At 42.5% G+C, this 15,638-nt stretch carries 13 protein-coding genes; 10 read left to right on the top strand and 3 right to left on the bottom strand.

The window, feature by feature from the left end:
• Positions 1-17: 17 nt before the first annotated feature.
• From ACSLGF_RS13595 to ACSLGF_RS13635, 9 genes are all read left to right on the top strand, one after another.
• On the top strand, positions 18-1,610 hold the full coding sequence (locus ACSLGF_RS13595) for a PucR family transcriptional regulator (protein ID WP_456006252.1): 1,593 nt from the start codon (positions 18-20) through the stop codon (positions 1,608-1,610).
• A gap of 253 nt (positions 1,611-1,863) precedes the next feature.
• Positions 1,864-3,204, top strand: a complete 1,341-nt coding sequence (locus tag ACSLGF_RS13600) for an aminotransferase (protein ID WP_456006255.1) — start codon at positions 1,864-1,866, stop codon at positions 3,202-3,204.
• Between the two features lie 179 nt (positions 3,205-3,383).
• Positions 3,384-3,941, top strand: coding sequence for a glycerol-3-phosphate responsive antiterminator (locus ACSLGF_RS13605; protein WP_034321630.1), 558 nt, complete (start codon positions 3,384-3,386; stop codon positions 3,939-3,941).
• A gap of 215 nt (positions 3,942-4,156) precedes the next feature.
• Entirely contained in the window at positions 4,157-4,972 is an 816-nt protein-coding gene (locus ACSLGF_RS13610; RefSeq protein WP_456006258.1) for an MIP/aquaporin family protein, read from the top strand.
• Between the two features lie 15 nt (positions 4,973-4,987).
• Complete coding sequence (glpK, locus tag ACSLGF_RS13615; protein ID WP_456006261.1) at positions 4,988-6,484, top strand: glycerol kinase GlpK; 1,497 nt, start codon at positions 4,988-4,990, stop codon at positions 6,482-6,484.
• A 139-nt stretch (positions 6,485-6,623) separates the two neighbouring features.
• Positions 6,624-8,285, top strand: coding sequence for a glycerol-3-phosphate dehydrogenase (gene glpD, locus ACSLGF_RS13620; protein ID WP_456006264.1), 1,662 nt, complete (start codon positions 6,624-6,626; stop codon positions 8,283-8,285).
• A gap of 341 nt (positions 8,286-8,626) precedes the next feature.
• Positions 8,627-10,372, top strand: a complete 1,746-nt coding sequence (locus tag ACSLGF_RS13625) for a phospho-sugar mutase (protein WP_456006268.1) — start codon at positions 8,627-8,629, stop codon at positions 10,370-10,372.
• 156 nt (positions 10,373-10,528) lie between these two features.
• On the top strand, positions 10,529-11,674 hold the full coding sequence (locus tag ACSLGF_RS13630; RefSeq protein WP_456006344.1) for a GAF domain-containing sensor histidine kinase: 1,146 nt from the start codon (positions 10,529-10,531) through the stop codon (positions 11,672-11,674).
• Positions 11,671-12,321: a response regulator gene (locus tag ACSLGF_RS13635; RefSeq protein WP_456006271.1), complete on the top strand. Its 651-nt coding sequence runs from the start codon at positions 11,671-11,673 to the stop codon at positions 12,319-12,321. The genes ACSLGF_RS13630 and ACSLGF_RS13635 overlap by 4 nt, the downstream gene beginning before the upstream one ends.
• Before the next feature lie 152 nt (positions 12,322-12,473).
• Here the strand turns inward: ACSLGF_RS13635 and ACSLGF_RS13640 are convergent, their stop codons facing one another.
• Positions 12,474-12,722 (bottom strand): YhdB family protein, encoded by a 249-nt coding sequence (locus ACSLGF_RS13640; protein ID WP_456006274.1) that lies wholly within the window; start codon positions 12,720-12,722, stop codon positions 12,474-12,476.
• Positions 12,723-12,913: 191 nt separating this feature from the next.
• Here ACSLGF_RS13640 and ACSLGF_RS13645 point away from each other — a divergent pair, with 191 nt between their 5' ends.
• Positions 12,914-13,234, top strand: a complete 321-nt coding sequence (locus ACSLGF_RS13645) for a YqzG/YhdC family protein (protein ID WP_456006277.1) — start codon at positions 12,914-12,916, stop codon at positions 13,232-13,234.
• A 244-nt stretch (positions 13,235-13,478) separates the two neighbouring features.
• On the opposite strand, the gene ACSLGF_RS13650 is transcribed toward ACSLGF_RS13645, so the two are convergent.
• Positions 13,479-14,954, bottom strand: a complete 1,476-nt coding sequence (locus tag ACSLGF_RS13650) for a catalase (RefSeq protein ID WP_456006280.1) — start codon at positions 14,952-14,954, stop codon at positions 13,479-13,481.
• 159 nt (positions 14,955-15,113) lie between these two features.
• Positions 15,114-15,545 (bottom strand): Rrf2 family transcriptional regulator, encoded by a 432-nt coding sequence (locus tag ACSLGF_RS13655; protein ID WP_456006283.1) that lies wholly within the window; start codon positions 15,543-15,545, stop codon positions 15,114-15,116.
• Positions 15,546-15,638 lie beyond the last annotated feature (93 nt).

Here is a 15,638-nt window from a genome sequence, read left to right on the forward strand (position 1 = left end):
CAAAGGGGGACATATGAATGAATACAGATGTTCATTTTCAAGTGAGTGATGTGTTGAAAACGAAGTATTTTACGCATGCGAAAGTATTAGCTGGGGAAAAGGGACTGTTTCGGCAGGTCAAATGGATACATGTGTTAGAAGTACCTGCTGTAGAGGATTTGTTAAATGGAGGCGAGCTTATATTAACAACGGCCGCAGGTTTCCATGATCAGTTGGATGTATTTAAAGAGTTTTTAAGGCAGCTGATTGACTCAGGTGCAGCCGGCTTGTGTATTGAATTTGTTCCGCTGCGCTTCGATGTGCCGGAAGAACTGATGGCCTATGCAGAAGAAAGAGATTTTCCACTTATTCTGTTTACAAAAGAAGTGAAATTCGTCAACATCACGCAGCATCTTCATACGATGATGATCGAGCGCCAGTATCAAATGATGGCCGACTTAGAAGCACTATCATCAAAGCTGAATGAGCTTTTACTGACCCCTCATCCGCAGATGGATATTTTAGATCAAGTGTATCAGCACTTAAGAGGCATTCTTTTACTCATACCTGTTCAAGGCGAGCCGATTATTTTATGTGATTCTTCTAAACAAACTGACGAGCTTGTCATAAATTATTTGCAGTATGCTTCCTTGCCAAAAGGATACGAAGTGACTCAAAAACAAGTCCTCGCACTCAAACAGACATTTGCAGATCTTGTGCTCATTCATCAATCGAACACACTCTCAGAATTTGAACTGCTCGTGATGGATAAGGGAGCGAATGCCCTTGCCCAGCAAACCTTAAGAGAGCTTTATACTGAAGAACTGAAGAAGACAAAAGAGAATGAATGGCTGCAAAAATGGTTCCAAGAAGAGCATACAGAAAGAGACATTTTAGAGCATCTTGAAGAAACGGAAGGACTGAAAAAACCAACCGGCTGTGTAGTCATGCTCTTTCAAAAACATCATCAAATCGAAGAAATTGCAGGAAATCTTTACTTTCTCGTATCTTGCCGCTCCATCTTTCAGCGTGCCGGTTTCCATCTGATCGCTTATGAGCATCAAGGACAAACCTTGTTTATTTTATTGAACACGAGAAAGGTAGAGGACTGGAAGGAGCGAGCAGAGAAGGCAGCAAATGAAATGAGGCAATTATATGATCGTGAGCAGCCTCGCGGAACCGTGATCAATTTTGGCATCGGTCAATATTGTGAGCAGTTTCAGCATATGAGAAAAAGCTTTCAAGCAGCGAAAGAAGTGCTCCATTTAAAAAAAGTAATGCCGCACCGAGTGGAAAGCCCGTTTTATCAAGATTTACATATGCTCCGTCTCATGCCTGTTATGAAGGAAAGCGGTCTATTAAAATGCATGGTAAAGGAGTATTTAGAGCCGGTGATTTTATATGATAAGCAAAATAACGGGAGGCTCTATCAAACGCTGAATATCTTTTTGCAGACGAACGGATCTAAAAAAGAAACAGCAAGCCAGCTCTATATTGTCAGGCAGACACTTTATCATAGACTGGATAAACTGCATGCTTTGCTTGGAGAGGATATGATGCAAGCACCGAAACGCCAAGCGCTTGAATTTGCGATCCTTGCTTATGAATTTCTGCAAGGGAATCGCCGTTAATGAGGTTTGTTAGATTTACGAATGCATCAAGTAGAATGTCTTATGGTTCTTTTCAATCAGTTGACGATCTGTCTAATGTAATCTGCCTGGCCCCTTTTTTATAATAAAAGTAACAATTGGTTCTCTCTTAGAGGCGGCCTTGTTTCAGTTTCATATGCCTCACTTTTCATCCATATAATGAATGAAGAGGCAATGTACTGGACCGGTCTAAGCTTCTTTAATGATGAAAACGGATACATGGGGGCGTGGGAAGATGAAAATACATGAGCAAGCTCAAAATCTTCAGGCAAAAGATGATCAGTTGATCTGGCATCATATGAAAGGGACAAACAAAGAAAATGAAAGCATGGTCATTCACGAGGCAGAAGGCGCATGGGTGACAGATATTCATGGGAATCGATATTTAGACGGGATGTCAGGCCTTTGGTGTGTAAATGCCGGATATGGCCGAAAAGAGCTTGCAGAAGCGGCGTATAAGCAATTAAATACGATGCCTTACTATCCGCTTACACAAAGCCATGTACCAGCTATTCAGCTGGCTGAGAAGCTAAGTGAATGGCTTGGGGGTGACTATGTCATCTTCTTTTCCAACAGCGGTTCTGAAGCCAATGAAACCGCATTTAAGATCGCAAAACAATATCATGCGCAAAAGGGAGAGAGTACACGAACAAAATTCATCTCCCGATATCGATCGTATCATGGCAATACAGCAGCAGCTCTTGCTGCAACGGGTCAAGCGCAGCGTAAATATAAATATGAACCATTAGGGCAGGGCTTCATCCACGTCGCGCCTCCTGATCTGTATCGGCACCCAGAGGACCAAGAGAATTTGGCAAGTGCTGCTGCGATTGATCAAGCGATGACGTGGGAATTAAGTGAGACCATTGCTGGGGTCATCATGGAGCCGATTATTACGGGAGGCGGTATCCTAATGCCGCCAAAAGGGTATTTGAAAAAGGTCAAAGACATCTGTGAAGCTCATGGAGCGCTCCTCATCGTGGATGAAGTGATATGCGGCTTTGGCCGAACAGGAAAGCGGTTTGGTTTTATGCATGAGGAAGTGAAGCCAGATATCATCACAATGGCAAAAGGGATCACAAGCGGCTATTTACCGCTTTCTGCAACATGCGTCAAACGGGAAATCTATGAAGCCTATGCAGGAGAAGATACGTATGACCGGCTGCGTCATGTCAATACATTTGGCGGTCACCCTGCTTCCTGTGCGGTTGCAGTTGCCAACCTAAATATCATAGAAAATGAGCAATTAGTGGAACGTTCTGACACACTTGGTCGAGACATGCTCGAACGTTTGCAAGAGTTAAAAGAACATCCATTTGTCGGTGATGTCAGAGGAAAAGGCTTGCTGTTTGGGATTGAACTTGTACAGGATCAACAGTCAAAAAAGCCAGCTGATCCTAGTGTTGTCGGTCAATTGATTGCAGAATGTAAAAAACGCGGTTTAATCATTGGGAAAAATGGTGATACGGCCGCTGGCTATAATAACGTTGCCCAGCTTGCACCACCGCTAAATATTACAGACGAAGACGCGGCATTTATCATCAACACCTTAAAAGAAAGCATGGCACAGCTATAGCAGAGAGACTTCTCTGCTTTTTTCTATGTGCGGGATCTATTCATTCGATAAATAAGATATCTTCATCAAGTTGCTAGGTGAAATCTGCAATGGGACACACTAGGTGTATTGAAAAAAAGAAGAGATTCTATTACTGTAAGGAGAAGGCTGAACCAATACACTTTAGAAGGAGACGGCATATGAGTTTTCATGATCAACCCATTCTACCTGCTGTTCGCAATATGAAGCAATTTGAGGAATTTTTAAAAAGCCCATTTACATATGGAGTCTTACTTGATGTTCACTTAGGCAGGCTTAAGGGCATCATGAATGAGGCGAATGCCCATCACAAAAAAATGTTTGTCCATGTCGATCTCATTCACGGGATCAAACATGATGAATATGGAACGGAATTTATTTGTCAGGAAATGAAGCCGGCAGGAATTATTTCTACTAGGTCTTCTGTCATAGTGAAAGCTAAGCAAAAAAAGGTATATGCGATTCAGCGAATGTTTTTACTTGATACAAGTGCGATGGAAAAAAGCATGGAGTTTGTCGGGAAACATCGTCCGGATTTTATTGAAGTATTGCCGGGGGTCGTGCCAGATTTAATTACAGAAGTGCGTGAAAGAACTGGAATACCAATATTTGCAGGGGGATTTATCCGAACAAAAGAAGATGTGGAAAGAGCGCTTGAAGCAGGAGCAACAGCTGTGACGACATCGAACACAAACCTTTGGAAAGCGTTCCAAAAGTGAAAAAGATAAAATGTGAAAATTGATTGACAACGTTTTCATCCTCTGATACTATAGCACTAAGTTAATATCATGTGATGGAGAAACGGAGATCCACAACAGCGCTTTACTAGGTGACAAATGACCCTGATGTAAAGTATGTTTGTTGTGGATCTTTTTTCTTTATCTTTTCTACACATTCATAGGGGATGGCAATCGAACCAGAGGAGGAATTTTTCATGACACCATTTTGGGGTGAAGTCGTAGGTACAATGCTGCTCATTATTTTTGGAGGCGGTGTGTGTGCGGCCGTAAATTTAAAGAAATCGCTCGCCTATCAGTCCGGCTGGATTGTAATCGCTTTCGGGTGGGGATTTGCAGTAGCCATTGCAGCTTATGCAACTGGAGGAATTAGCGGGGCGCATTTAAACCCGGCGCTGACAATTGGTCTTGCTCTAGAAGGAAGTTTTCCTTGGGCTGATGTTCCAATGTATATTGTCGGTCAAATGCTTGGCGCATTACTCGGAGCTATTATTGTCTTTTTACATTACTTACCGCACTGGAAAGCAACAGACGATCCAGGTGCAAAACTAGGTGTATTCTCAACTGGTCCTGCGATTCCGCATACCTTTGCAAACGTACTCAGTGAAGTCATCGGTACATTTGTATTGGTTCTAGGAATCTTAGCGATTGGTGCAAATAAATTTGCAGACGGAGTGAATCCGCTGATTGTTGGTTTCTTAATTGTAGCGATTGGTCTTTCATTAGGTGGAACAACTGGTTATGCAATCAACCCTGCACGTGATTTAGGTCCAAGAATTGCCCATGCAATTCTGCCGATTCCAGGTAAAGGTCCATCGAATTGGAAATATGCTTGGGTTCCTGTTGTTGGTCCCATTTTAGGCGGTGCATTTGGCGGTGTTTTCTACAATGCAGCCTTTAAAGCGAACGTCACTCCAGTCTTTTGGATTGTAAGCGTTATTTTAGTTGTGGTATTGTTAGGACTCTATGTCTCTACGAAAAACCAAACAAATGCTGTAAATGAAAGTATGTAAGGGGAGGAAAACACCATGGCAAAAGAAAAATATATTCTCGCATTAGATCAAGGGACAACAAGCTCAAGAGCGATCTTATTTGATCAAGAAGGTAAAATTGCACATACATCACAGAAAGAATTTAATCAATATTTTCCGAACCCTGGCTGGGTAGAACATAATGCAAACGAAATTTGGAGCTCTGTTCTATCTGTTATTTCAACCGCTTTAATTGAATCTGGCATTGAAGCAGATCAAATTGCGGGTATCGGAATTACGAACCAGCGTGAAACAGCTGTTGTTTGGGATAAACATACAGGCGCACCAGTTTATAATGCAATTGTTTGGCAGTCTAGACAAACGTCTGGCATTTGTGAAGAGTTAAAAGCCCAAGGACACAATGAGACGTTTAGAAATAAAACAGGTCTTCTCATCGATGCTTATTTCTCAGGCACAAAAGTGAAATGGATTTTGGACAATGTAGAAGGTGCCCGTGAGAAAGCAGAAAATGGCGACTTATTGTTTGGCACAATCGATACATGGCTCATTTGGAAAATGACAGGCGGAAAATCACACGTCACAGATTATTCCAATGCGTCAAGAACGTTAATGTTCAACATTTACGATTTGAAATGGGACGAAGAATTACTTGATATCCTAGACGTACCTGCTTCTATGCTTCCAGAGGTCAAACCATCTTCACACATTTATGGTGAAACGACGGACTATCACTTCTTCGGTAAAAATATCCCGATCGCAGGAGCGGCGGGAGATCAGCAGTCTGCTTTATTCGGTCAGGCTTGCTTTGAAGCAGGAATGGCGAAGAACACATATGGTACAGGATGTTTCATGTTGATGAATACAGGGGAAAAAGCCATTAAGTCGGATCATGGTTTATTAACGACGATTGCATGGGGCATTGACGGTAAAGTTGAATATGCTTTAGAAGGAAGTATTTTCGTAGCCGGCTCAGCGATTCAGTGGTTGCGTGATGGACTGAGAATGTTTAAAGACTCGAAAGACAGCGAGGCTTACGCAAAGCGTGTCGAGTCAACAGATGGCGTATATGTCGTTCCAGCATTCGTTGGTCTAGGCACACCTTACTGGGATAGTGATGTCAGAGGCGCTGTATTCGGTTTAACACGCGGTACTTCTAAAGAGCACTTTGTCCGTGCAACGTTGGAATCACTTGCTTATCAAACGAAAGATGTTTTAGATGCGATGGAAAAGGATTCAAACATCTCATTAAAAACATTGCGTGTCGATGGCGGGGCTGTGAAGAATGATTTCTTAATGGGCTTCCAAAGTGATTTGCTGGATGTACCAGTAGAACGTCCAGAAATTAATGAAACGACGGCACTCGGTGCGGCCTATCTTGCGGGAATAGCAGTTGGCTTCTGGAACGACCGTTCAGACATTGCAAAACAATGGAACCTTGAAAAGCGCTTTGACCCTAAGATGGAAGAGGACAGCCGTGACTCGTTATACAGCGGGTGGAAAAAGGCTGTAAAAGCAGCTCAAGCTTTCAAATAAACAAAAAGTATGGTATACTTCAAGTAAGTTAATAGAACGGTTGGAGAACTGGAGAGACCGCAGGCACCGAAGTGTAGAAATACGCTTTGGGTGTTTGCGGTCTCTTTTTCTTTACCGTACAACATGGGAGGAACAAGAGATGACTTTTTCTAGCTTAGAAAGAGAACAAATGCTGCAGGAAATGACAAAAAAACCATATGATGTGTTTATCATTGGTGGGGGTATTACAGGCGCCGGTACAGCACTTGATGCGGCTTCACGCGGGATGCGTGTCGGTCTTGCGGAAATGCAGGATTTCGCAGCAGGTACGTCTAGCCGCTCAACGAAACTTGTGCACGGTGGGCTTCGTTATTTAAAGCAATTTGAAGTGAAGATGGTGGCAGAGGTCGGTAAAGAACGTGCCATTGTATATGAAAATGGTCCGCATGTGACAACACCAGAATGGATGCTTCTTCCGATGCATAAAGGCGGTACATTTGGTAAGTTTTCAACATCAATTGGTCTAAGAGTGTATGACTTTTTAGCTGGAGTAAAGCATAGCGAACGCAGAAGCATGCTAAGTGCGAAAGAAACACTTGCAAAAGAACCGCTTGTGAAAAAGGACGGCTTAAAAGGCGGCGGCTACTATGTTGAATACCGTACAGATGATGCACGCCTCACAATTGAAGTCATGAAAGAGGCAGTGAAATTCGGTGCAGAAGCTGTCAACTATGCGAAAGTAAAAGAATTTATTTATGATAAAGGAAAAGTTGTCGGCGTTGTCATTGAAGATGTCATGACGGAGAAAACATATGATGTGTATGCGAAGAAGATTGTCAATGCGACAGGTCCATGGGTAGATCAGCTAAGAGACAAGGACCATTCAAAAGAAGGGAAACACTTACAGCATACAAAAGGAATTCACTTAGTATTCGACCAATCGGTTTTCCCGTTAAAACAAGCGATCTATTTTGACACGCCTGACAAACGCATGGTCTTTGCGATTCCGAGAGAAGGCAAAACGTACGTTGGAACAACAGATACGGTATACAAAAAACAGCTGGAACATCCGCGTATGACAAAAGCAGATCGTGATTATGTCATCCAAGCGATTCAGTACATGTTCCCAGATCTCAACATTACGGAAAAAGATGTTGAATCCAACTGGGCCGGTCTTCGTCCGCTCATTCATGAAGAAGGAAAAGACCCTTCAGAAATCTCTCGTAAGGATGAGGTATGGACATCATCTTCAGGCTTGATCACCATCGCTGGTGGTAAATTAACAGGCTACCGTAAAATGGCTGAGCACATTGTGGATCTTGTACGTGATGGACTGAAGGAGGAAACTGGAAAAGATTATGGATCATGTAAAACGAAACATATGCCAGTTTCAGGTGGGCATGTAGGCGGTTCTAAAAATATGGCATCCTTTGTTCAAGCGAAAACGGCAGAAGGAGCATCCGTTGGTTTAACAGAACCGATTGCTCAAAAACTAGCCGAAAAATACGGCTCAAACGTCAGCAGTCTCTTCCAGCGTGTGGAGCAGCTTCAAGGCGAAGCAGACAAACGAAACATTCCAGCGTACGTACTGGCAGAGCTTGTCTATGCGATCGAAGAAGAACTAGCCGTTACACCTGTCGATTTCTTCTTAAGAAGAACAGGAAGCCTATTATTTAATATCAACTGGGCAAAAAAATATGCACAGCCTGTCGTTGACTATATGGCAGATCGTTTTGGCTGGGATGAAGCGACAAAACAAAAACATCAAACAGAATTAGATCAACTATTCCATGAAGCAGTCGTACCGCTTGATGCCGAATAAGAGAAAAGCCGATCGCGTATCGTCTTTCAGCGTGTAGACAAACCCTCGCATTCGGTGTCAGTCCTGCGTGCCGGTGCTCACGAATGTCAAATTCGCTCCGCTCCAGTACTCGTCCTTCCTAGACTGCAAAGGTTTTCTATCACGCCTGAAAAGAAGACAAAGGGCTAAAATAAAGGTCATTTTAGCCCTTTGTCAACAGTCTCAAGCCGATCGTGTATCGGCTTTTTATATTTGTTCATCATTTTTCCATCTGCCAATGATATAGCATGACATAAAGGGTGATTCCATATAAAATAACAGTAGATATTATTTTATTGATGAAAAGAACTGGGAGGACGACCATGAGTTGGAATACGAATTATGAGCGATGGATCAATGAGAAGCACCTGGATACTGAACTAAGGGAATGGCTAGAGGCGCATCGAGATGATCATCAAGCTCTTGAAGACTGCTTCTACAAAAACCTTGAGTTCGGAACTGGAGGAATGCGCGGAGAAATTGGTGCAGGAACGAACCGAATGAACGTCTACACCGTTCGTAAAGCATCAGCGGGTCTTGCTGCGTATATTGCGAAACATGGAGAGGATGCAAAAAGAAGAGGCGTCGCCATTGCATATGATTCACGCCATAAATCTCCTGAATTCGCGATGGAAGCAGCCAAAACGCTTGCTTCACAAGGCATTCAAACGTACGTATTTGACGAACTGCGTCCGACACCAGAACTCTCATTTGCTGTTCGGGAGCTGAATGCATTTGCTGGTATCGTCGTGACAGCAAGTCACAACCCACCAGAATATAATGGCTATAAAGTATATGGAGAAGATGGCGGCCAGCTGCCTCCATTTGAAGCAGATCTAGTCATTAAAGAAGTAGATGCAATTGAAAATGAACTGGCGATTTCAGTAGAGTCAGAAGAAACGTTGAAACAAAATGGGCTCATCCATATGATTGAAGAAGAAATTGATCGTGCTTATATTGAAAAATTAAAAACCATCAGTGTGCATCCTGAGCTTGCAGATGAAGTCGATGTCAAAGTGGTGTTTACCCCGCTTCATGGTACCGCCAATCAACCTGTCCGAAATGGGCTTCAGGCTCTTGGCTATCAGCATGTGACCGTTGTGCCTGAACAGGAAAAACCAGATCCGCAATTTTCAACGGTGACATCGCCAAATCCAGAGGAGCATGCAGCGTTTGAATATGCCATGAAACTTGGTGAAAAGCAGAATGCGGATATCCTCATAGCAACAGATCCTGATGCAGATAGGTTAGGCATTGCCGTCAGAAATCATGAGGGAGAATTTACAGTCTTAACAGGGAACCAAACAGGAGCGCTGCTGCTTCATTATTTATTGTCCGAAAAACAAAAGCTAGGTCAGCTGCCGCCTCGTCCAGTTGTGATGAAAACCATAGTTACAAGTGAGCTTGGGCGTGCTGTCGCATCAGCATTTGGTGCGGACACCATTGACACGCTTACTGGCTTTAAATTTATTGGAGAAAAAATCAAGCAATTTGAAGAAAGTGGAGAATACACTTTTCAATTCGGTTATGAAGAGAGCTATGGCTATTTGATCGGTGATTTTGCCAGAGATAAAGATGCGGTGCAAGCAGCGCTGTTAGCCGTTGAAGTCGCTGCTTTTTATAAAAAACAAGGCAAGTCATTGTACGACGCTCTTGTCGATATTTTCAAGGAGTTTGGATTTTACCGGGAAGGATTAAAGTCATTAACCTTAAAAGGAAAAGAAGGAGCAGAGCAAATTTCAGCGATCCTTCATACCTTTAGAACAAATCCGCCAGCTGCCATCGCCGGTCAGCGCATCACTGTCATTGAGGATTACCAATCAAGTCAAAGACATCTCGTGACAGAAAAGAAAGAAGAAACCATTCACCTGCCGGCATCAAACGTGCTGAAATATTTCCTTGAGGATGGCTCATGGTTCTGCTTAAGACCTTCTGGTACCGAGCCTAAAGTGAAATTTTATATCGCAGTTAAAGGCTCATCTTTAACAGATAGCGAAGAAAAGCTGAAGCATCTATCAGAAGAAGTGATGAAAGTCGTTTATGATATTGTTGAAGAAACAGCTAAATAAAGAAAGTAACAAAGCCATCGTGTGAATGCATGATGGCTTTTTTCTCAGCCAAAAGTATGAGAAGAAATCATCCTTTTTGAGAAAGAGACAAAAGGGTGCTCATGGTATAATCAGCATAATGATAAGAGGAGGCAGCAAATGCCGGGGGGAAACAGCATGGGAGAATACAAAGAGAAGGTTAAAACATTAAAAACGTTAAAAGAAATTGCTGAAAAGTTAAATGAAGGCTTGGAAATGAAAGACACGCTTCATGAAGTGCTCCATATGCTTATGGATGTGACAGGCTTTCAGACAGCATGGATTTATTTTATAGAAGAAGACGGCTCGTATGAACTGATGGCAGAGGTATCTTTACCTGAAGCACTTGCAAAGCACCAAAAGCAATTGATGTGTCAAAACGACTGTTATTGCATTAATCGATACACAAAGGGATCACTGCAATCAGCCACCAATATTATCAACTGTAAACGGATTGAAACGGCCATCGAGCAAAAGCTTGGGGATACAGAAGGCATTACACATCATGCGACAGTTCCGCTCAAAGCGTGTAAGCGCACGTTCGGTTTATTAAATGTGGCTGCAAAAGGAAAAGTCACATTTACGCAAGAAGAGCTGAATTTGCTTGAAAGCATTGCGTTTCAAATTGGCACCGCCATTCAGCGAATGAAGCTTGTACAAAACGAACAGCAGCATGCACTTCTGGAAGAAAGAAACCGGCTTGCGCAGGACTTACATGATTCTGTCAATCAAATGCTGTTTTCAGTGAGTCTGACTGCAAAGGCTGCCCGTCAAATGACAAGCGATCAGAATCTAGGGGAAATGATTGATTTTATTCAGCATTTGTCACAAGATGCCCTCATTGAAATGCGGTCGCTCATCTGGCAGCTAAGGCCAAGAGGACTTGAAAAAGGGTTTACGACGGCGATTGAAGAGTACGCACAGCTCTTAGGATTGAACTGTACATTATCTTTATCAGGCTGTATGGAGATGGATCATTCGCGGCATGAAACTTTATTTCGCGTATGTCAAGAAGCGCTGAATAATTGTCAAAAACACGCGGGAGTAGAAGAAGTCGAGGTCAAACTCGAGCAATCGGCAGACACGTTTGAGATGGAAATCATCGACCGCGGAAAAGGATTTCAGTATGACGAGCAAATGAGCCTTCCTTCACTAGGGCTGAAAGGGATGGCTGACCGCATCCGAAGAACAGGTGGTACATTTTGTATTGATTCTGAGCTAGGTAAAGGAACCACGATTCATGTGAAAGTGCCATTTTCTCAAGAAAGGAAGGGGTCGTCGTGAGAGTAGTCATTGCAGATGATCATCATATTGTGAGAAAAGGGCTGGTGTTTTTCTTGCAAACACAGCCTGATGTGGACATCGTTGGTGAGGCATCCAATGGAAAAGAGGCGCTTGAAGTTGTCAGACAAACGCAGCCTGACATTGTCTTAATGGACCTCTCTATGCCCGTTATGAATGGCATTGAGGCAACGAAACAAATGACGCTGGAAATGCCGGATACGCGCATTGTGATCTTGACAAGCTATGCGGATAAAGATTATGTCATACCAGCCATTCAAGCAGGGGCGAAAGCCTATCAGCTCAAGGATGTAGCACCAGAAAAACTGCTCACGACAATGATTGAAGTACAAAATGGCACCTATCAATTAGATGGTCATATCACGACCTTCCTTGTGCAGCATCTGACAGAACCAAAAGAGCAGAAATGGGCACAAATGAACGAGCTGACCAATAGAGAACGTGATGTCCTATTTGAAATTGCAAAGGGTAAAAGCAACAAAGAAATCGCCTCAGCGCTGTTTATTTCTGAAAAAACTGTCAAAACGCACGTATCTCATTTATTATCAAAGCTAGAGCTGGCAGATCGAACCCAAGCGGCTCTTTATGCAGTGGATTATCAAAAAAATCAGTCAAAAGAGCTGCTTTGACAGAAAAAAATATAAACATGCAGTCACGACGCCAAATGAGGAGGATGTGCTGTTATTTTCACAAAAGAGACATGGATGAAAGGCCACTTTAAGTTTCCAATCACTTGGCACTGCTAAACGTATGTAAAAAGGCTGAAAATCAGCCTTTTTCTTTATGTGTACAGCGGTTCTGAATAAATTTCAGCAGCAGCAGCCTCTGAAGCATGATCAATGTACTGCAGGAGCCCGTATAAACATTTTTCAACATCTGCATCGTTTCGGTTAAATTGATACGCATGTAAGAAATGCTCAATACGTTTCGAGAGCAAGTCATCTTGCGTACGTACCATAAGAATAAGTAAATTATCCCATTGCGAGCGATGCGTATAATAAAGTGCCTTATCATAATCCGCCACATTCATGAAACCTTCTCCTTTCCCTTGAGAAGTCCTCATTAGTTTGCACGGAACATATCGACTTTTTCAGGGGAAAAGTTGGTGACCGCATGAATTGCGTACCGGGAATTATAGGCTGAATAAATGCTTCATGTATGAAAAAGGATTCTTCAGCAAAACCTAATCAAAATATACATGAAAGTGAGATCAATGATATCATGCAGCCGAAATTGTGGATGCTTTTTGCAGCAGGAATGGTTTTGCTCGGCAGTCTCATGATCCATCCTGCATCAAAAGCAGCGGTGCAGCCCGTTGAAAATTGGGAAAGACTTGCTTATACCGCATTGCAAGACGAGTATGAAGGCGCCGCTTTAAACGACTATCAGTACATTGGACGAACAAAAGTAAATGATGAACAAACAAAAGATGTGTTTCGCGTGACGGTGAAGGAAGGGTCGACACTTTTTGCAGCACACGCAGAAATTTATTTTCACCCGGTGACCGGACATTTGATTAGTATTAATGTGTTTCGGTTATAAAAATGCACCTCTTTTGATAAGAGGTGCTCAGCGTGTAGACAAACCCTCGCATTCTTTGTCAGTCCTGCGTGCCGGTGCTCACGAATGTCAAATTCGCTCCGCTCCGGTACTCGTCCTTCCTAGACTGCAAAGGTTTTCTATCACGCTGAAAAGAAGACAAAGGGCTAAAATAAAGATCATTTTAGCCCTTTGTCCAACAATCTGAAGCACCTCTTTTGATAAGAGGTGCTCAACACGAATTCAATTATTTCATGCTTCCTTGAAGATATGAGCGAATATCCACACCGAGTGAATCCGCTAAACGCTGTCCGTAATCTTCATCTGCACGATAGAAATTGCAGATCGCAAGTAATTTCGTTTTTTCATTTACATCTTTGAGATCAGCTGCTAGGTTTTTGATCAAAGCTTGTTTCTCTTCCTCAGAGTAGCTTCGATATTTTTCCCCAGCTTGTTTGAAATCGTTCGGTTTTTCGATTTTTTGTCTCACCATACGGTCACCGTGAAGAACAGGCTCACTTTCTTTGTAGTGAGGGTTTTCTTTTGGCTGATCCTCGTAACGGTTTGGTTCATAGTTAATATGACCGCTTGGACGAGTCGTTGTCATAAAGCCATCCTGTTGGTTATTGTGCACAGGTGCATAAGGGCAGTTGACCGGAATGCGCATGTAGTTCGCACCAAGACGGTGACGCTGCGTGTCTGGATATGAGAAAAGACGACCTTGAAGCAGTTTATCTTCAGACGCTTCAATACCTGGAACAAGTGCACTTGGCGTGAAAGCAGCTTGTTCTGTTTCAGCAAAGAAATTTTCAGGATTGCGGTTAAGTGTCATGCGTCCTACTTTTTGAAGCGGATAATCTTCCTCGCTCCACGTCTTTGTTGGATCACATGGATCATAATCAAGTTCATCATAATCGCTAAGCGGCATAAGCTGAATATATAGGTCCCATGCTGGATAGTTGCCTTTTTCAATGCGATCATAAAGATCTCTTGTCGCATGCTGGAAATCATTTGCTTGAATTTCTGCTGCTTCTTCCATGGATAAATTGCGAATACCTTCTGATGGTCTCCAGTGATATTTCACATATTTGGTTTCTCCATATTTATTCACCCATCTAAACGTATGGACACCGGAACCGCGCATTTCTGCGTAGTTCGCAGGGATTCCTTCGTCAGAGAAAAGCCATGTAAGCATGTGAGTAGATTCAGGTGTTAAGGTCATAAAATCCCAATAACGGTCAGGGTCTTGGATATTGGTTACAGGATCTGGCTTAAGAGAGTGAACCATATCAGGGAATTTCAATGCATCACGAATAAAGAAGATCGGCAAGTTGTTACCCACCAAATCGTAGTTGCCTTCTTCTGTATAAAATTTCACAGCGAAGCCGCGCGGGTCACGTAATGTTTCAGGTGAGCCTTTAGGGTGAATAACCGTTGAGAAGCGAACAAAAACGTCTGTCTGTTTCCCTTCTTCACTTAAGAAGGCTGCTTTTGTATGTTTCTCCATGCTATTTTCTACTTCAAACACACCATAAGCGCCGGCGCCTCTTGCATGAACGACACGCTCTGGAATACGTTCACGGTCAAAGTGTGCAAGCTTTTCAATCAAATGGTAATCATCGAGAAATGAAGGTCCACGGTGACCAGCTGTTCTTGAGTTTTGGTTATCGCCAACAGGCACGCCTTGATTCGTTGTCAAATTTTTATGATTTGAATTTGTCATTCTTTTCTCCTCCTGTAAACAAAAAAATGGTTTCTAGCAATCTATATACCTAATTATAGTGAATCAAACATGATAGTCAATATTTATTTATAATAATTTTAAATAAATTATTATTACAAGGAGGTAAAGAAAAAGACGAAAGAAATGAAATTCTTTCGTCTAAAGCAGGAGCTCTCTTAGAGCATCTTTGTTTTGTGTTAAGTCTTTTAATGTGTATTGGTCAAGAACGCGTAAATAAGCAGTGAGAGCTTCGTGAAGTACATGCTTTAATGAACAAATCGGGGAGATAATACAGCTGTTTTTCTTTGGATCAAAGCATTCGACCATGACTAAGTCTTCCTCTGTATAGCGGACAACCTCCCCAATGTTAATGCTATCTGGGCTTTTCCCCAGCCTAATCCCACCATTTCTCCCGCGGATTGTTTCCACATACCCGCGTTTTCCAAGATGGTAAATCACCTTCGTTAGATGATTTTTAGAAATGCCATAAATATCGGCAATCTGCTGAATATTTGACAGTTCATTGTTGTCTCTTGACGCTAAATAAATGAGTACCCTTAATGAGAAATCTGTATAATTCGTAAGTTTCATTTGGACGACCTCTAAACCTAATAGAGTTTTGTATCATCGTAACACATTTTAGACAAGAACTGGTCGAGAAAGTGTTAAATGTGACAACATTTA

The organism is Bacillus sp. A015, from assembly GCF_053851875.1.